Origin of the sequence: Paenibacillus mangrovi (genome assembly GCF_022898935.1) — a bacterium.
In the GTDB taxonomy this organism is placed as follows: Bacteria; Bacillota; Bacilli; order Paenibacillales; family Paenibacillaceae; genus Paenibacillus_AQ; species Paenibacillus_AQ mangrovi.
In genome coordinates this window covers 1-17,465 of the sequence record NZ_JALIRP010000015.1, presented here as the reverse complement: position 1 = coordinate 17,465, position 17,465 = coordinate 1, and the positions used below count along the sequence as shown (strand labels likewise).

The window sequence follows — 17,465 nt, the reverse complement described above, 5'->3', positions numbered from 1 at the left end:
AAAATTGAATGTTTATAATCGTAAACATGAACAAAATTCATGTAAATATTTCTTCAATGGGTGAGTGGAGCGTGTGAGGCATGAGCTTGATCAAATATGAGGTTCTGCAGAAGGTTGTTGAGCAGGGTAGCTTAACGAAAGCAGCAGAGATTTTGGGTCTAACGCAGTCCGGTGTCAGTCATGCCATACTCAGCCTGGAGTCCGAGTTTGGCTTTTCGCTCCTAAGCCGGAGCCGCTCCGGAGTGAAGCTAACATATAACGGGGAACGGGTGCTGAAATATATTCAGGATATGCTGATGGTGCAGGAGCAGCTAAAACAAGAAGTCGCTCTAATTAATGGGCTTGAGGTGGGGACCATCCGAATCGGCACCTTCACCAGTATTTCGGTCCAGTGGCTCCCGGGCATGATCAGACAGTTCCTGAGCCAGCACCCGAATATCGAAGTGAGGCTGTTTGAAGGGGATTATCATGAAATTGAAGAGTGGCTTCTCAAAGGAGAAATTGACTTTGGTTTTGTTTCCCTGCCAACCATGGACTCTTTTCATATCATTCCCCTAAGGAATGACCGGATGTTATGCATCATGCCGCCGGATCACCCACTTGCTGGTCAGTCTGTGGTCCGTTATAGCGAGATCGCGGATGAACCTTTTATCATGCCGAAGGATGGCAGCGATTATGACGTGCGGCGGGTGCTGCGGAAGGGGAAAATCAAACCGCCTGTCCCTTTTCAGGCTGCGGACGACTATGCGATAATCGCTATGGTTGAGAATGGGCTTGGCATTAGCATATTGCCTGAAATGATTTTGCAGGGAAGAACCAACAAGATCGTTGCTTTGGAACTTGAGGATAAGAGCTTCCGGTCTTTGGGTATCGCTTTGAACACGGCCAAAATCAGCACTCCGGCTACAGAGAAGCTGATCCGCACCGCCCAAAAATGGCTGACCGGCTGGCAGCCTAAATACCAAACTGAATTCAGGGAGCCGGATACCGGAACTGGGAGTTGAGAATGGAGATGAGATTGCTGGATCAGGTAAACATACTTATCATTGAAGACGATATGAAGATCGCGGCCTTACTGAAATCACACATCGAGAAATATGGTTTTAAGGCTTCGACCGTTGTTGATTTCAGCCGCGTGATGGACGAATTTAGAGAGATGCAGCCGCAACTGGTACTACTGGACGTAAACTTGCCGATGTTCGATGGTTTTTATTGGTGCCGCCAAATCCGTGCGCTGTCGACCTGTCCGATCCTATTTATATCCGCAAGGGAAAGCGAGATGGATCAGGTGATGGCTCTTGAAAATGGAGCGGATGACTACATAACCAAGCCTTTTCATTATGATGTCGTCGTAGCCAAAATCCGCAGTCATCTCCGGCGTGCCTACGGCTCTTATTCCGCAAAGTCGGAAGAGCGCACAGTCATGGCCTCCGGGCTGGTGCTTTATCCCGAACGGTTTCTGCTGACCTATAAAGATCAAAGTGTTGAGCTTACGCAAAAGGAAGCAGTTCTGGTTGAAGCCTTGATGAAAAAGGCTGACCGGATTGTGAGTAGGGGACGTTTACTCGATTTGATGTGGGAAGACCGCCTTTTCATTGACGACAACACGCTGAATGTCTATATCACAAGAATCCGGAAGAAGCTGAAGGAGCTAGGATTTGATGAGCCTATCGAGACGGTCCGGGGAGCGGGATATATGCTACGGCTGGAAGGGAATGAAAGGTCTTGAGACTTTTTCTGAAAGAGCAGCTGCCGCTGATCATTTTTTATATCGGACAAATCATACTGGTCGGCATGTGGTACTGGCTTGCGGAGGAGGATCATTCGATCTCCAATGTGATTTATGGAGCATTGCTTAGCCTAGTCATGCTGCTGCTGTATTTGGCTTTCCGTTTCAACACTCAAAAAAAGATGTATACAAGGCTGGAGACGCCCCTTGGCGAAATGGACCAATCGCTAAACGAACTCGGGGAATCGCCGATGGCTGAGGCCGTAAGCGATCTGCTCCAGAACCAGTTCCAATTGTACAAAAATGAGCTGTATAGCACGCATCAGAGGCTGGAACACCATACGGCTTTTATTAACCGGTGGGTTCATCAGATGAAAACACCCGTGTCAGTCATCCAGCTTACGCTGCAGGATCTGGATCTGGATGATGAGATAACGGACGGCATGCAGGAGGAAGTCGATAGGCTGAAAAAAGGGTTGGAGATGGCGCTTTATACCTCGAGGCTGGACAGGTTTGAGCAGGATTTCAAGGTGGAATGCATCCCGCTTCTCGATACCTTGGAACAAGCCGTAGCGGGTAACCGCCAGTGGTTTATCCGGAAGGAGGTATATCCGGAGATCCATATTCCATCCGATTTGTTGGTCATCAGCGATGCCAAATGGCTTGCGTTCATTCTGGGACAAGTCATTGTGAACGCGGTCAATTATTCAGTAGGCATGGGAAAAAAGGTCGTTTTCAAGGCGTACAAGCACGGATCGAATACGCTGCTGGAAATCAGGGACGAAGGGATCGGCATTGCCAAGGAAGATTTGGGAAGGGTGTTCGATCCTTATTTTACAGGCAATCAGGGCCGACAGTACCAGGAATCGACCGGCATGGGTCTTTTTCTGGTACGTGAAGTGTGCGACAAGCTTGGGCATCAGGTAGAAATTGAGTCCGTAGTTGGCGAGGGGACGACGGTGCGGTTTACCTTTCATCAATATTAAGTGGATGTTATATGGGAAGCGCTGCGGAGAACGCAGCGTTCTTTGTTGTGGAAGCTTCTTATAAACACGGCAGTTCCCGAACATAACCTTACAAATGTTTAAGGTTCGGGTAAGGAGAATCCATAGTTTGCAGAGAGACGTTGCGATAAAGTGAAGTACATATAGAAACGCATCATAGGAAGGAGAGTTTTCATGACGGATATTTTAAAAGTAACCGGTCTGAGCAAGGTATATCCGGGAAAAGTGGCAACCCGGGCATTAACCGACATAGATCTCACCATTCAAAAAGGAGAATTTGTCGGCGTCATGGGCCCTTCGGGGAGCGGCAAGACGACGCTGCTCAACATGGTATCTACTATCGATACGCCTAGCTCTGGAACAGTATTGATCAATGGGAGCAACCCGCATGCCTTGAAGAAAAAGGAGTTGGCACTATTCCGCAGACGTGAACTTGGATTCGTGTTTCAGGATTTCAATCTGCTGGACACGCTGACTGTGGCCGAGAATATCGTGCTTCCGCTCACACTGGATAAGCAGAACCTGAGAACGATGGAATCGAAGCTGGAGAAAATCGCAGACCGCTTGGGCATAACCGAAATCTTGAATAAACGGGTGTATGAAATATCGGGCGGTCAGCGGCAGCGTGCGGCCATCGCCCGTGCGATCATTCCCGAGCCATCGCTGCTGCTCGCAGATGAACCCACCGGTGCGCTCGATTCGAATTCCTCTCGTACGGTCATGCAAACGATGGAGAAGCTGAACGAGACTGATGGAGTGACCATGATGCTCGTGACTCATGATGCGCAGGCAGCCAGCTACTGCCACCGCGTTGTGTTCATCAAGGATGGAAAGCTCTCTGGCGAAATACGCAGAGGCGACAGCCGGCAGGCCTTTTTTCAGAAAGTCATCGATATGCTTTCGTACTTGGGAGGTCATACGCATGAGCTTTCGACAGTTCGCGTTTAATAACGTCAAGCGTAATGCCCGTGCGTATTTCGCTTATTTTTTGAGCAGCAGCTTCATGGTAATGGTGTTTTTTACGTATGCTCTTTTCATTTTCCATCCGGATATTGACCGGACCCAGATCGGCTCGAATGTACAGCTGGTCATGCAGATCATGGAGTGCGTGATTTACATTTTTGCGTTTTTGTTCGTGTTATATTCCATAGGCACCTTTCTGAAAGCCAGGAACAAAGAATTCGGCATTCTAACGATTCTGGGGGCAACGCAGGGACAGCTGAGCAAGCTCGTATTTGTTGAAAATATGCTGATCGGCACCCTCTCGATTGTGACAGGCGTACTTGCTGGGCTGGTGTTGTCCAAGCTGTTTTTGGCGCTGAGCGCACGGATGATCGGCATCGAGGAACTGGGTTTGTATTTTCCGACGAAAGCGCTCCTCTTTACCGTTAGTGCTTTTATCTTACTGTTCCTTGTGATTTCGGCCTTTACGTTGATTTTTATTAACCGTAATCGGGTGCTGGAGCTGCTCATGGGATCAAGCAAACCCAAGAAGGAGCCTAAGGTATCCGTGCTGATCTCTCTGCTTGGCATTCTGTTGCTAGCAATAGGTTACTACGAGCTTGATAAGAGCCTCTTTATCGCTGCCGTAACGGGAATTGCCGGTACATACTTCTTCTTCACGCAAATTACGGTGCTCGTATTCCGTTTGTTGAAGAAAAGCCGAAGAGTGACATGGCGCGGTACGAACCTGATCTGGATATCAGAAATGGCCTATAAAATCAAGGATAATGCTCGGATATTATTCATGGTAACGGTGGTAACTGCGATCTGCTGCATGGCCGTGGCCTTCATCATGTCTACAAATCAGCGCACTCAGAGCAGGTATCAGGAAGATCCTTATCCGATTCGGGTGTTCTTAAACCAACCAAGTCAAGATCAGGCAGAGCTTGCGCCGATCAAACAAAAACTGAACGAGGAAGGAATCCAATATCAAATCTTTTCCACCGAATCTTATGTTGCACAAGCATCCGGTCGGAAACAGGTTGTGTCCATTATGCCTGTCGATAGTTATGAGCATATATCGCAAGCTCTTGGGCTACCGGAGGCAGGACCGCTTCAAGGCAATCAGGCTGTGCTGGTCCAGTCGGACAAAGAGGCCAAAAATAACCCGGCTTGGGGGCAGCAATCCTCCGTGAAGTTGAACGATCCGGAAGCCCGGCTTCAGATCATCAAGGAGATCCGGACGGAAAAGGAAGTTTCGACGGTCCCTGATACCAATCTTCTGATCGTGGAGCGTTCGCTTTATGAACAATTGAAGAAGCAAATTCCAGAGACGAAAAGCGATGGGATCATTTATTCGTATATTTTTATGGTACCTGTCTGGTCCGGAGGAATCGCTCCTGAGAGAGACGATGAGGAATATCAGTTAGGTATGGAAGCTATTCAGTGGAACAATGAACGGATCAAGAAGGGGGAACCTTCCGATATGCTGATAACCCGCGGCGGAATGTACGGCTCCAATGAACAGGCCGTGTCCATGATGAGCTTTATCGGTATATTTATCGCTTCGCTGCTGTCGGTTTGTTCGGCGAGCTTCCTGTACTTCAAGCTGCATTCCGAGCTTAGACAGGATCAACAAATGTACACCTCGATGTCCAAAATCGGCTTACAAGTTTCCGAGATGGGGAAATCATCCTCGATTCAGATCGCAGTACTTTTTTTCATCCCGATATTCGTTTCCGCCATTCAGACACTGGTGGTACTGAACCGGGTACGGGAAGGATTTGACCTGGATGATGTCAATCAACCTGTATTCATGGCTTCGGCAGTTTTTTTGATTGTTCAGACTGTCTATTTCCTTCTGGTCAGCTCACGGTACATCCAGAAGCTGAAGCGTGTGATGGTGTAAGGAAAGGGGAATGAAGATGAGTATCGGTCAATTGGACTATCAGTTATTTCATACAGTCAATGAGTGGGCAAGTTCAGCTTCCTATTTAAACTCTGTGATGATTTTTTTGGCTGAAGATGCGTTTTACCTGTTTTGTATCGGACTATTGGTTTATTGGTTTACAAGAAGTGATGAGAACAGGAGAATGGTTGTGGAATCCGCCATCGCCGCTTGTTTGGGACTAGCGATTAGTTGGATTCTGGGACAAATGTTTTACCGCGACAGACCCTTTGCTGCACACACGGTGAATCAGCTGATTGACCATGCGGCTAATGCCTCCTTCCCAAGTGATCATGCGCTCGGCGCCTTTATACTTGCAACTTCGATTGCCCTGTTCCGTAAAGAGGGGATCGTGTGGCTGATCCTTGCGGGTCTGATTGCTTTTTCACGGGTTTGGACAGGCGTGCACTATCCAGGGGATGTTGTGGCTGGCGCTCTGATCGGGGTATTGGTTTCCTCAGTTGTACACCTGGTTCTCTGGAAATCCGTAGCCTTGTCCGGTTGGGTGAGTGCATGTATAAGCTTTTACGAAAAATGGGAAATCAAAATCTGGCCGCGGCAAACGAAAAAAACACAGCAAGCGACTGCACAGGAAAAGTGACTGCAATACGGTACATTAGCTGTAAATTCGAAAGGCGCGGATGATTCATCCGTGTCTTTTTCGAAATGACTCCATGAGGCAATCCATGTATAATCGGTTTGGAGAGTTGAAAAGTAAATATATGGATAGGGGTTATTTTTCAATGAAAGAAAGATATCAAAAAGGGAACTGGAAAGCGTTTATCCACCTGGTCCGACAAACCAAGCCTTCCATCTGGATGCTATCCGTAGCTGTATCGCTAAGTATCATCTCAACGTTGGTTAGTCTCGTGGTGCCGCTGTTTACGAAAGGGCTGGTGGACAGTTTCACCGTAGGCAGCATTCAGCCAATACAGATCGTCATGCTTGTCGTAAGCTTCGTTGTTTCCGCCATTGCTGGAGGCATATCCATCTATCTGCTGAACCGGCTCGGACAGGAGGTTGTGGCCAAGCTGCGCGACCGACTCTGGAAAAAGCTGCTAAAGCTGACGGTCCCCTATTACGACAACCACCGTACAGGGGATACCATCAGCCGGATGACCAATGACACGGCAGTTCTGAAAGGACTTGTAGCCGAGCATGTCACAGGATTTTTTAATGGCGTCATATCGATGGTTGGGGCTATTGTCATTTTGTTTCTGCTCGATTGGAAAATGACGCTGATCATCCTTGCGGCGATTCCAGTCACGGCGGCGGTGCTCGTTCCTATGGGGCGCATCATGCTCCAGATTTCGCGCCGGCTGCAGGACGAAACGGCTGACTTTACGACCATACTCAATCAGGTGCTTTCTGAAATCAGGCTGGTCAAAGCCTCGAATGCGGAAGAAAGAGAAACAGGTGTCGGCCAAAAGGCAATTGAGCGCCTGCTCAAGCTTGGAATCCGGGAAGGAAAAATTCAAGCTTTTATCGGCCCAATTATTTCTTTTGTGATGATGGGACTCATGGTACTCATTATTGGGTATGGCGGTATGAGAGTATCCAGTGGCGCACTTTCAGCCGGAGATTTGGTGGCATTTATTCTGTATTTGGTTCAGATTATTATGCCGATGAATCAGATCACCATGTTTTATACGCAATTGCAAAAGTCGGTGGGTGCAACCGAACGGATCATGAATATTTTGGAAGACCACCAGGAAAATGTGTCAGATGGAAAATCGCTGGCAGGACCTATTCCAACCATTCAGCTCGAGCATGTTCATTTTTCATACGAAAAGGGCGAAACCGTCCTGCATGACATTAATTTTACATTAGAGCCTGGGAAAGTAACTGCGGTGGTAGGTCCGAGTGGTGGAGGCAAAACAACATTATTTTCCATCATCGAACGTTTCTATCTACCTGACAGCGGTATGATTCGGGTCGGAGGCGAGGAGGTAGGCATGTTCTCGTTGGAATCCTGGCGCAGACAAATCGGCTATGTTCCTCAGGAAAGCCCAATCATTGCAGGGACAATCCGTGATAATATATGCTATGGTATGGACCGAGAGGTTAACGATGACGAAGTTGAACGCGCGGCGCATATGGCATATGCCGATATTTTTATCGATGAGCTGCCGGAAGGCTATCACACCGAAGTTGGTGAACGTGGGATCAAACTGTCCGGAGGTCAGCGCCAGCGGATATCCATTGCCCGTGCTCTACTTCGTAATCCGCAGATTTTGATGCTGGACGAAGCGACCTCGAGCCTCGACAGCCAATCCGAGGTGTTCGTGCAGAAGGCGCTTCAGAATCTCATGAAAGGCCGTACGACACTTGTCATTGCGCACCGTTTATCGACGGTCGTGGATGCAGATCAGATTCTTTTCATTGAAAAAGGACATATTACCGGCGTTGGTACGCATCAGGAACTGATTGACAGCCATTCGATGTACCGGGAATTTGCCAACCAACAGCTCCGTATTGCGGATTCTGTGTCTTAGGTAAGAGTTTGATCAATATTGACTTTTATTAGAATGGTCTCTACACCACTTTCATACCCCATAGGGTATGAAAGTGGTGTAGAATGATCAATCTCATGGAGGTGTAATAGATGGCTGTCACGAATGTTTCTGAAAGCAATTTTTCCTCTTCCGTTATGAAATCCGTTAAGCCTGTATTGGTTGACTTCTGGGCTCCATGGTGCGGACCATGCCGGATGATTGCTCCCGTGCTGGAAGAGCTGCAGAAGGAAATGGGCGACCGGATCAAGATTGTGAAAGTCAATGTAGACGAGAATCAAAAATTGGCTGGATTGTTTCAGGTTCAAAGCATACCGACCATGAAGCTGTTCAAAGACGGACGTGCGGTTGCGACTTTTGTCGGCTTTCAATCGAAGCAGCAGTTGAAAAATCAAATAGAACGGGCTATTTAGGCATTGACTAAAATATAGATCCGAGGGGGAACCTGCACGAATGTGGTGGTTAATGTTAGCTGTTCTCGCAGCAGGAGCGGCAATCTGGTGGGCAGTGAAGGGATTGTTGCCTGTCAACGGGCTGACCTTCGTAAATCCTGAAGAACTGCGTGGATCTGAACAGGGAGGGCATGAGCTGCAAATGCTTGATGTGAGAGATTCCGTAGATTACATGAAGCATCATGTCCCTGGTTCCATTAATATTTCCATGGGCAGACTGCCATATGTCCATAAATCGCAGCTGGCTTCCGAAGAGCCAGTACTCATCTTGGCAGAGAATTTCCGTCAGACCAAAAGAGCAGCACGTATGCTGAAACGCTATGGATTTATTCGGATTTATGCGCTGCAAAATGGAAAAGCTTCTCCCGGCTGCGGGGTTTGCTGTCAGTAATGATTAAAGAATCTGTGATCGGTTATTAGACTGCAGCCGGTAACCTAGAACCATAAGCATTCCAAAAGAACCTGGCGCGAGCGCCAGGTTCTTTTTTAGGTGATAAGAAAGCTTAGAAGCATGCAATGAATTGTTCATGTAGTTCTAGTTTTATTTAGTATTGGAAAATAAATTATGATTGCTTATCGATCCGGCGTAAACGATGCGGCTTTAAAGTACTTGTAACCGCCGGTTAAATTGACTGCATTAAAGCCATTTTGATGCAGGATCCTTACGGCTGTGTAGCCTCTGAATCCAACCTGGCAGTAGACAAGCAGTTTTTTGGAGGAATCCAGCTCATCCAATCGGTCCCGAAGCTCATCCAGAGGAATATTAACCGAATTCGGAATATGACCTGATTCATACTCCTGCACCGAACGTACATCCAGAAGAATGGACTTTTCGGGATTGCGCTGCTTAATATCTTCCAGGGTAATGAGCGGCGACATGCCGCTCAGATCATTCTGGGCAACAAAACCTGCCATGTTAACTGGATCTTTGGCGGAAGAATACGGGGGGGCGTAGGCAAGTTCCAGATCCGTCAAATCCTGGATCGTACCTTTTAGGCGAATCACGGTTGCAATAACATCGATCCGTTTGTCTACCCCATCGCGACCCAAGCCTTGCGCTCCAAGCACCTTGCCTTGCTCATCGTAAATCAGTTTCAGTGTTAAAGGCTCAGCGCCGGGATAATAGCCTGCATGAGAACCAGGATGAACGAGGGCAACATGGTATGGTACACCATTCCGGCGCAGCGTTCGTTCGTTGCTGCCGGTGCTGGCAGCTGTCAATCCGAAAATCTTCAGAATGCTGGTTCCTTGCGCCCCATCGTACTTGGAAGAAGGCATGCCGGCGATATGGTTAGCCGCAATCCGCGCCTGTCTGTTCGCGGGACCCGCCAGTGGCACAGCTGTCTTGCGGCCGGTTATAAAGTCCGGTATTTCGATCGCATCTCCTACGGCATAGACACCGTCACAGTTGGTTTGCAAATGCTCGTTGACCAAAATATGACCCTTGGTTCCCAGCTCAATGCCGGAGTCTTTCAGAAATGCGGTATCCGGAGCAACTCCGATTGCCAGTACAACTAGATCTGCGTGATGAGATTTACCGCTTTTCAGGAAGATATTGATCCCGCCGTCATCTGTGGTGTTAAACTTCGTAACGGGATCTCCAAGCAGAAGGCGGACCCCATTGTCCTGCATTTCTTTTTCCGCAATGGTGACGACATCATCATCGAAAGGGGCGAGGATGTGGGAAGAGGCTTCCACTAATGTAACCCGTAGCCCACGTTCGGTAAGTACTTCTGCCATTTCGACGCCGATGAAGCCTCCGCCAATAACCGTAACCTCTTTGACAGTGTCAAGATCCACAACGCTTTTCATCTGATCCGTATCATGGATATTGCGAAGACTAAGTATTCTTGGATTATCGATTCCCTCAATCCCCGGTCTGATTGGCTTGGCGCCAGGTGACAGGATCAATACGTCGTAATGTTCTTCATAAGTATCTTCACCGTTTTGTCGTATAGTCACGGACTTTTCTTTCGTATTTACCGAAATGGCTTCGCTTTTGACTCTGACATCGATGCGTGAGCGCTTTTTCATCATTTCGGGTGTCGTTACCAGCAGCTTGGACCGGTCTTGAATGGTTCCACCTATATAATACGGAAGTCCGCAGTTAGCAAAGGAAATATGTTCGTCACGCTCCAGCAGAATGATTTCTGCTTCTTCATCCAGTCTTCTTAGTCTTGCGGCTGCGGTTGCCCCTCCGGCAACGCCACCTACAATAATGATTTTTCTACCCATTGTCGTCTCCTCCTTAGGCTTCATGATGCGATTCGGTCAGAGCAGATACCTCGCTTTGCAGCAGGATCTCAACAATTTGTGCAGCTGCCGGATCTTTCAAGCGGTAAAGGACTTCGCTTCCAGTCCGGGTACCTTCAATAATCCCTGCAATCCGCAGCTTCTGTAAATGCATAGATAATGTGGATTGCTGCACCAGCAGACAATTCTGCATATCCGTCACATTGCAGCTGCCTTTCATCATGAGTTTCTTCACAATGCAGATCCGGACCGGATGTGCCAAAGTCTTCAGCCATTCGGCTTGCTGCCGGTATTGCTCGGCCATGTTATACACTTCCTTTATGTGGATTACAGTATCAATATATCATGATATCATGATGTTAAGATGTAACATCCGTCACATATATTCAATGTGTACAGCCACTTTGAAAAAGAGATTACAAACATTCATAGGATGGGAGGAGCATTTTAAATGCAAGTGATTATGCTTGGGCCTTTAATGATTAAATATTCGCTCATCATGCTGATTATTGCTGTGGCAGCGGGATATCTTATCACATTATTTCGTACAAGGCAGCTGGGTTCAGATATCCGTAAGCCCTTAATGGATGACCTGATGACTACGCTTTTGATCGGTATTCTCGTTTGGAAATTCAGCACTCTGGTTTTTGATTTCCAAACCGTTATCCATTCACCGCAGTCCCTGCTTTATTACTCAGGTGGAACACAGGGAGTCCTTTTGGCTGTTGTTATTGGTATTTTGATTTTGACTTATAAATGTATTAAACATAACAAGTCTTGGGTACTGTATGCTAACACGGCACTAACTTGGTTCATATCTGGTTACGGCATCCTGAATCTACTGCGCGTTTTTTTGGAGGATGGGTGGATCCATTCGCTTGGCAATGCCATGATCGCAGCGGCGGTAATCCTGTACCTGTTCCGTCATAAAAATCAAATGTATAGTGTGTATCACTTGAACGTCTCGGTAATGTGGACAGCTATCGGTCTTTTTGCTGCGTCACTGCTTGGGGAAGCGGGGGATGAATTATGGTTCGGACTCAGCGGGATGCAGCTTATCCTGCTTTTCGTCTCCTTTCTTTCTCTCATTATTAAAGTTATTCTGGAGAAAAGAAACGGGCTTTCAAGAAACTAAACATTACTCCTTAAACATGGATGTTGAACGGCAGCTGCGTATAAACGCGGTTCTTTTGGTCAATAATACTAAATTTAGGTGAGAGTTCATTGACATCTCTCCGGTAGAGTGAATATAATGTGTTTAACAAGTTAACATATGAATACATGCTCATATTATATTTGCAGACAGGATCGGAGGCATTAAGATGGCTGAAGCAACCGACAAAGTAAAACGGGAGCTTGTTCTAGACGGCTTGGATTGTGCAAACTGTGCCATGAAAATCGAAGACGGTGTGAAGAAGATTGAAGGCATCCATTCCTGCTCCGTCAATTTTGTCAAGCAAACGTTAATCTATGAAACGGATGAAGAAAATGAACAGCTGCTGACTCAAGTAAAAAATAAAATTAGAAAGCTTGAACCGGATGTCAAGGTGCTGGAGCTTAATCACCAACATGGAACAGGTAAAAATGCCGGACTACATCAACATGATCTTGATCACGGCTACAGCCATTCCCATGAGCACGCTCATGGTGAGGAAGGACACGGACATTCCCATGATCATGGCAGCAGAGGAACCAAAGTCATAGCCATACGCCTCGCAGTTGGCGCAGTATTGACCGCGGCAGGTATGCTTATTAATCCCAATGAGTATATAGAGCTAGCCATATTTCTTGCAGCCTACTTGGTAGTCGGCGGTGATATCGTCCTTAAGGCAGTCAAAAATATCATCCGTGGAAAGGTGTTTGACGAGAACTTCCTGATGTCGGTGGCTACCATAGGAGCCTTTGGTGTTGGGCAGTACCCGGAAGGCGTTGCGGTCATGCTTTTCTATCAAGTCGGTGAAATGTTCCAGGGAATTGCGGTAAACCGTTCCCGGAAGTCCATCAGCGCGATGATGGATCTTCGTCCGGATTATGCTAACCTGAAAGTGGGCGGCGATATCAAACGCGTGGCTCCTGAGGAAGTGCAGGTCGGTGATGTAATCGTCGTGAAGCCGGGTGAGAAGGTTCCGCTAGATGGTGTTGTCTCCGAAGGAAGCTCCATGGTGGATACATCGGCCTTGACCGGTGAATCTGTTCCTCGTGAAATCGAAGCGGGCAACGAGGTGCTGAGCGGGTTCATTAATAAAAATGGCGTACTTACCATTAAAGTTACCAAGGCTTTTGGTGAATCAACGGTATCGAAAATACTGGATCTGGTCCAAAATGCGAGCAGCAAGAAGGCGCCAACCGAGAATTTCATCACGAAATTCGCCAGATACTATACTCCAGTCGTCGTGATTGTGGCCCTGGTGCTGGCGCTTGTACCTCCGCTGATCATCAGCGGTGCCAGCTTTTCGGACTGGATCTACAGAGCACTTATTTTCCTCGTCATATCTTGTCCGTGCGCACTTGTGGTTTCGATCCCGCTTGGTTTCTTTGGAGGCATCGGAGCTGCTTCGAAATCAGGCATCCTGATTAAAGGCAGCAACTATCTCGAAGCGCTAAATGACGTTAAATATGTCGTTTTTGATAAAACAGGCACACTGACTAAAGGTGCTTTTAAAGTAACGGATATTCACACTTCTCATGATGGGCTTACAAAAGATCAGCTGCTCGAGCTTGCGGCATATGCGGAGTTTCATTCAACCCATCCAATTGCCGAATCCATCCGTATCGCTTTTGGAAAAGCTATGGATGAGTCGCGGATTGAAGGATATAACGAAATCTCCGGACATGGTGTTCACGTCAAAGTGGACGGCAAGGAAATCCTGGCTGGAAATACGAAGCTTATGAATAAGGAATCCATCACCTATGAACAGCCTGCGCAAGCGGGAACAACGGTTCATATCAGTGTGAATGGCCAATATGCCGGATATATAACTATTGCGGATGAAGTAAAAGAGGATGCGGCGGAAGCCATCCATACTTTGAAACAAATGGGCAAAAAGACCGTTATGCTGACCGGTGATTCCAAGGCGGTTGGGGAAGCGGTTGGACGAACGCTGGGACTGGATGAGGTTCATGCAGAGCTTCTGCCTCAGAACAAGGTTGAAGAGATCGAGAAGCTGGAAAGCAAGAAATCCCCGAAAGAGAAAATCGTATTCGTGGGTGACGGGATTAATGATACACCGGTACTGGCCAGAGCGGATGTTGGCATGGCTATGGGCGGACTCGGTTCGGACGCGGCCATCGAGGCTGCGGATGTCGTCATTATGACCGATGAGCCGTCCAAGATCGCATCAGCGATTCATATCGCACAGCGGACACGCAGTATCGTATGGCAGAATATTATTTTTGCTCTTGGCGTCAAAGGCATTTTCCTGCTTCTCGGAGCTTTCGGAATTGCAACGATGTGGGAAGCTGTATTCTCGGATGTGGGTGTAACGCTGCTCGCTGTTCTGAATTCGATGCGGGTACTGAAGGTTAAATAGGGATTATTATAAGAAAAAATATTAAAAAATCGCTAAGGGACTGTCCGTTGATCGGAGCAGTCCCTTAGTTATTTTTGCCTCGAAATTACTAGGAATTGGTCATCAAAACCGATTAAGAGATGATTATGAAAAGACTCCTGTGAAAAAAACGAAGATGCCCATGACTACCGCTATGACTCCACCTATTTTAGTGAGGGCTACATAAGTTTCGCTTGGCTCAGACTCACCATCAACTTTCCAACCTTCTTTTAGGTACCATGCGAAGTTAGGATTCACGATATTTAATAGGCCAATCACGATGAATAAAATTCCAGCGAAAATGAGCATTTTTATTCAACTCCTTTGTAGATAAAAACGCATCAATTGGAAATTTGTTTCATTTTAATATGGAATTAGGTGGTAATCCATGAATGAACAAACCAAGGGGGAGAGACGTGAAAATAACTATTAATTGTTAAGAGAATATAAAATATTAGATTAGGAACGGCATTAAGCTAACTGGCAGGATAGATTAATTGAACACATCTTTTATATATCGCAATCAATTGATTTCGATTAGAATAAGATCAAATTACATTTGGAGTGTGATCGAGGGACTATAAGTAAAAATATTACAGAAATGCAAAAAAATTATCCGAGGAGAACCCTCAAAAAAGTCACTTCGGAAAATTTCTAGTAGGAGCGTGTAAAATGAATTTAAAAGAAAAGATGATATTAATAAAAGAAAATGGCTACCAAGCACCTCCCGATACATACCAGTTGATACAAGAAATGATAAATAACATCGGTTCTTTGGATGCCCAACTACGTGATGAGCTAATTTATACAACCTTATCACATTGGATTCCTGGTAGTTCTCTAACTGCAAACGAGCTAGAACAACTTCTACCAGTTGTTTTGGATAAAAACCATTTGCTTTTTAAGCTTGGTGAAACAAATACAGATTCTGTCTTCACTCGATCTTTCTCTATGCTAGTCATACCGCTCCTCTTCCTGAGGCATAGAGAATCACCATTTCTCTCAAGAGAGCAAATTCATCAGATAAAAGAGAAAGTATTTTACAATGTACAAGAAGAGCGAGATTACCGTGGGTATGACGAAGAAAAAGGCTGGGCGCATGCCATAGCCCATGCAGCAGATGCTTTAGACGATTTGGCTCAATGTTCCGAACTGGATAAAAATGACCTCATAACCATCCTCGATTTGGTATACGGAAAGATGACCATAACAGATCGAATTTACTCCGATGGTGAAGATGAGAGAATGGTAGGATCCATAATTAGTGTTTTAAAAAGAAAAATACTTAGTAAGACATATGTAGAGCAATGGATTCAAAGTTTTGGTGATGTGGAGAAAAGTTCAGAATTTCTTCCTGCCTTTAAGCAAAAAAATAATATAAAGAACTTTTTAAAAAGTTTATACTTTCGAGTTAAATTTTACAAAGTAAATGCCGATCTTTGCCCAACTATCGAGCATACATTATATAAAGTAGAAAAAGTATACTATTCCTAATTAAGAAAAAAGTGAGGGAGAAAGCACCATCCGTATTCTTGATGGATGCCTTATCTCAACTAACGGGCAGAAGAGTTGAATAATGGTGTTGAACATAAATAATTAAGATTACGAAAGGTTGTGAGTGCCGTGGAGTACATCATTAACACATAATATGGCGGTAACCTAAGGTTAGCCGCTCATTTTAATAAGAAAGTATGGTGGTTAACTTGGCATTAACAGATTATATCATCCATGAACGGATACCCTCTATCTCAGAACATCAATATTTATGGGAAGCAGTTGGATGGGGAAGTATTAATACGGAAAGGTCTGAAGGTTCATTGAAAAATTCCCTCTATGGGGTAGTAGCAACGGTAAATGATGAACCTGTGGGAATGGGACGTATAGTCGGTGATAATTTCATGTTTTTTTATATCCAAGATGTCGCGATTCTCCCATCATATCAGGGATTAGGGCTAGGTAAGCAGATAGTAAATCATTTACTTGAATACATCAAGAAGCGTTGTCTTAATAACGGAATTGCGTTTGTTGGGCTATTTGCATCAGAAGGCAAAGAAGCTTTTTATGAGAAGTTTGGTTTTAATAATCATTCCCCACATATGACAGGCATGTTTACCGTAATTGAAGATTAGTTTCTTTAGTTGTCATACGAGTGCCGATATGATTTCAGATACTCTATGCGTAGCGAGGAAGATAAGCAGAGGGCGGTAGACAACCTTTATAAGAATTAAGAACCAGTGTGTGAAGAGGAGCATTTGAGAAATCAGATGCTCCTTGTTGTTGTGGGTAGGGTAGGGGGTGGAAAATATCAAAACCAATATATAATTTACAAAAAGTGGATGAAACTATTCTACTCGGCTAGGCTGCTTAAAATGATTAATTATGTTATAGACTAATCTTACCAAGGTCGGTCTTTTGCGATGGGTACTTTACAGCTGTTCGCTGAAAATAAAGTGTTAGACCTTTGTGGACTGAGGAAATAAAGATTCAGACTACGGCGACATTAAGCTACGGGCAGGATAATTCAAATAATTAAAGAATTATTACAAAGTAGAACTTTTCAATCATCTGATATTTTGCTGCATGAAAAATCAGGCGACTTGATCTACAGCATGATATGCTCCTTTTGAAAGGAGGGATCACCGTGGATTGGCTTCAACGTATGAACCATGCTATTGATTATATTGAAGGTAACTTAGAAAATATTATTGATTATGAACAGATTGCTAAAATTGCATTATGTTCTGTTTATCAATTTCAGCGTATGTTTTCATTTATACTTGAAGTACCTTTATCAGAATATATTAGGCGCAGAAGGCTAACGCTTGCCGCCTTTGATCTACAAAACAGAAAGAATAAAGTCACTGATATAGCCTTGAAATATGGATATGAAACGCCAGAATCATTTTCACGAGCATTTCAAAATCTGCATGGATTGACTCCTACATCGGCGCGCAATGCCGGAAGTGCGTTAAAAGCCTATCCGCGCATCTCCTTTCAAATTACATTAAGAGGAGTTGTCGAGATGAATTATCGAATTGAGCAACGGGATGCTTTTCAAGTTTTTGGATTAGAGGAT

At 45.6% G+C, this 17,465-nt stretch carries 17 protein-coding genes; 14 read left to right on the top strand and 3 right to left on the bottom strand.

Features of this window, described 5'->3' with window-relative positions; translation table 11 throughout:
* Positions 1-80: 80 nt before the first annotated feature.
* The 9 genes from MUG84_RS24230 to MUG84_RS24190 all read left to right on the top strand — a co-directional run bounded on the left by MUG84_RS24230 (position 81) and on the right by MUG84_RS24190 (position 8,979).
* Positions 81-1,004 carry a LysR family transcriptional regulator gene (locus MUG84_RS24230; RefSeq protein ID WP_244730189.1) on the top strand — a complete coding sequence of 308 codons (924 nt, stop codon included), beginning with the start codon at positions 81-83 and terminating at the stop codon, positions 1,002-1,004.
* 2 nt (positions 1,005-1,006) lie between these two features.
* Positions 1,007-1,729 carry a response regulator transcription factor gene (locus tag MUG84_RS24225; RefSeq protein ID WP_280521489.1) on the top strand — a complete coding sequence of 241 codons (723 nt, stop codon included), beginning with the start codon at positions 1,007-1,009 and terminating at the stop codon, positions 1,727-1,729.
* Positions 1,726-2,715 carry a sensor histidine kinase gene (locus MUG84_RS24220; RefSeq protein ID WP_244730187.1) on the top strand — a complete coding sequence of 330 codons (990 nt, stop codon included), beginning with the start codon at positions 1,726-1,728 and terminating at the stop codon, positions 2,713-2,715. The genes MUG84_RS24225 and MUG84_RS24220 overlap by 4 nt, the downstream gene beginning before the upstream one ends.
* Positions 2,716-2,907: 192 nt before the next feature.
* Complete coding sequence (locus MUG84_RS24215) at positions 2,908-3,681, top strand: ABC transporter ATP-binding protein (protein ID WP_244730186.1); 774 nt, start codon at positions 2,908-2,910, stop codon at positions 3,679-3,681.
* On the top strand, positions 3,656-5,584 hold the full coding sequence (locus tag MUG84_RS24210; RefSeq protein WP_244730184.1) for an FtsX-like permease family protein: 1,929 nt from the start codon (positions 3,656-3,658) through the stop codon (positions 5,582-5,584). Before MUG84_RS24215 ends, MUG84_RS24210 begins: the two co-directional genes overlap by 26 nt.
* 16 nt (positions 5,585-5,600) lie before the next feature.
* Positions 5,601-6,224, top strand: coding sequence for an undecaprenyl-diphosphatase (locus tag MUG84_RS24205; protein WP_244730182.1), 624 nt, complete (start codon positions 5,601-5,603; stop codon positions 6,222-6,224).
* A gap of 142 nt (positions 6,225-6,366) precedes the next feature.
* Complete coding sequence (locus MUG84_RS24200; protein ID WP_244730181.1) at positions 6,367-8,118, top strand: ABC transporter ATP-binding protein; 1,752 nt, start codon at positions 6,367-6,369, stop codon at positions 8,116-8,118.
* A 110-nt stretch (positions 8,119-8,228) separates the two neighbouring features.
* Positions 8,229-8,549, top strand: a complete 321-nt coding sequence (gene trxA, locus MUG84_RS24195; protein ID WP_244730180.1) for a thioredoxin — start codon at positions 8,229-8,231, stop codon at positions 8,547-8,549.
* A 40-nt stretch (positions 8,550-8,589) separates the two neighbouring features.
* Positions 8,590-8,979, top strand: a complete 390-nt coding sequence (locus tag MUG84_RS24190) for a rhodanese-like domain-containing protein (RefSeq protein ID WP_244730179.1) — start codon at positions 8,590-8,592, stop codon at positions 8,977-8,979.
* Positions 8,980-9,161: 182 nt separating this feature from the next.
* Here MUG84_RS24190 and MUG84_RS24185 read toward each other — a convergent pair whose 3' ends face one another.
* Complete coding sequence (locus MUG84_RS24185; RefSeq protein ID WP_244730178.1) at positions 9,162-10,823, bottom strand: CoA-disulfide reductase; 1,662 nt, start codon at positions 10,821-10,823, stop codon at positions 9,162-9,164.
* Positions 10,824-10,836: 13 nt separating this feature from the next.
* Positions 10,837-11,145 carry an ArsR/SmtB family transcription factor gene (locus MUG84_RS24180; RefSeq protein WP_244730177.1) on the bottom strand — a complete coding sequence of 103 codons (309 nt, stop codon included), beginning with the start codon at positions 11,143-11,145 and terminating at the stop codon, positions 10,837-10,839.
* A gap of 147 nt (positions 11,146-11,292) precedes the next feature.
* On the opposite strand from MUG84_RS24180, the gene MUG84_RS24175 reads away from it, so the two are divergent.
* Positions 11,293-11,976: a hypothetical protein gene (locus MUG84_RS24175; protein WP_244730175.1), complete on the top strand. Its 684-nt coding sequence runs from the start codon at positions 11,293-11,295 to the stop codon at positions 11,974-11,976.
* Between the two features lie 187 nt (positions 11,977-12,163).
* Positions 12,164-14,371 (top strand): heavy metal translocating P-type ATPase, encoded by a 2,208-nt coding sequence (locus MUG84_RS24170; RefSeq protein WP_244730174.1) that lies wholly within the window; start codon positions 12,164-12,166, stop codon positions 14,369-14,371.
* Positions 14,372-14,494: 123 nt separating this feature from the next.
* Here the strand turns inward: MUG84_RS24170 and MUG84_RS24165 are convergent, their stop codons facing one another.
* A complete protein-coding gene (locus tag MUG84_RS24165) occupies positions 14,495-14,698 on the bottom strand; it encodes a DUF6199 family natural product biosynthesis protein (protein ID WP_244730172.1) in 204 nt (67 codons plus the stop codon).
* Positions 14,699-15,061: 363 nt separating this feature from the next.
* On the opposite strand from MUG84_RS24165, the gene MUG84_RS24160 reads away from it, so the two are divergent.
* The 3 genes from MUG84_RS24160 to MUG84_RS24150 all read left to right on the top strand — a co-directional run.
* Positions 15,062-15,883, top strand: a complete 822-nt coding sequence (locus MUG84_RS24160) for a DUF2785 domain-containing protein (protein WP_244730170.1) — start codon at positions 15,062-15,064, stop codon at positions 15,881-15,883.
* Positions 15,884-16,092: 209 nt separating this feature from the next.
* Entirely contained in the window at positions 16,093-16,518 is a 426-nt protein-coding gene (locus tag MUG84_RS24155) for a GNAT family N-acetyltransferase (RefSeq protein WP_244730168.1), read from the top strand.
* Positions 16,519-17,030: 512 nt separating this feature from the next.
* Positions 17,031-17,465 (top strand): helix-turn-helix transcriptional regulator (locus tag MUG84_RS24150; RefSeq protein WP_244730166.1); only part of this gene is annotated, 435 nt, incomplete at its 3' end.

Coding starts and splice junctions, on each gene's coding strand:
- MUG84_RS24180 (WP_244730177.1), bottom strand. CDS start 11,145: ATGGCCGAGCAATACCGGCAGCAAGCCGAATGGCTGAAGACTTTGGCA.
- trxA (WP_244730180.1), top strand. CDS start 8,229: ATGGCTGTCACGAATGTTTCTGAAAGCAATTTTTCCTCTTCCGTTATG.
- MUG84_RS24215 (WP_244730186.1), top strand. CDS start 2,908: ATGACGGATATTTTAAAAGTAACCGGTCTGAGCAAGGTATATCCGGGA.
- MUG84_RS24185 (WP_244730178.1), bottom strand. CDS start 10,823: ATGGGTAGAAAAATCATTATTGTAGGTGGCGTTGCCGGAGGGGCAACC.
- MUG84_RS24200 (WP_244730181.1), top strand. CDS start 6,367: ATGAAAGAAAGATATCAAAAAGGGAACTGGAAAGCGTTTATCCACCTG.
- MUG84_RS24230 (WP_244730189.1), top strand. CDS start 81: ATGAGCTTGATCAAATATGAGGTTCTGCAGAAGGTTGTTGAGCAGGGT.
- MUG84_RS24170 (WP_244730174.1), top strand. CDS start 12,164: ATGGCTGAAGCAACCGACAAAGTAAAACGGGAGCTTGTTCTAGACGGC.
- MUG84_RS24190 (WP_244730179.1), top strand. CDS start 8,590: ATGTGGTGGTTAATGTTAGCTGTTCTCGCAGCAGGAGCGGCAATCTGG.
- MUG84_RS24205 (WP_244730182.1), top strand. CDS start 5,601: ATGAGTATCGGTCAATTGGACTATCAGTTATTTCATACAGTCAATGAG.
- MUG84_RS24175 (WP_244730175.1), top strand. CDS start 11,293: ATGCAAGTGATTATGCTTGGGCCTTTAATGATTAAATATTCGCTCATC.
- MUG84_RS24210 (WP_244730184.1), top strand. CDS start 3,656: ATGAGCTTTCGACAGTTCGCGTTTAATAACGTCAAGCGTAATGCCCGT.
- MUG84_RS24165 (WP_244730172.1), bottom strand. CDS start 14,698: ATGCTCATTTTCGCTGGAATTTTATTCATCGTGATTGGCCTATTAAAT.
- MUG84_RS24160 (WP_244730170.1), top strand. CDS start 15,062: ATGAATTTAAAAGAAAAGATGATATTAATAAAAGAAAATGGCTACCAA.
- MUG84_RS24225 (WP_280521489.1), top strand. CDS start 1,007: ATGGAGATGAGATTGCTGGATCAGGTAAACATACTTATCATTGAAGAC.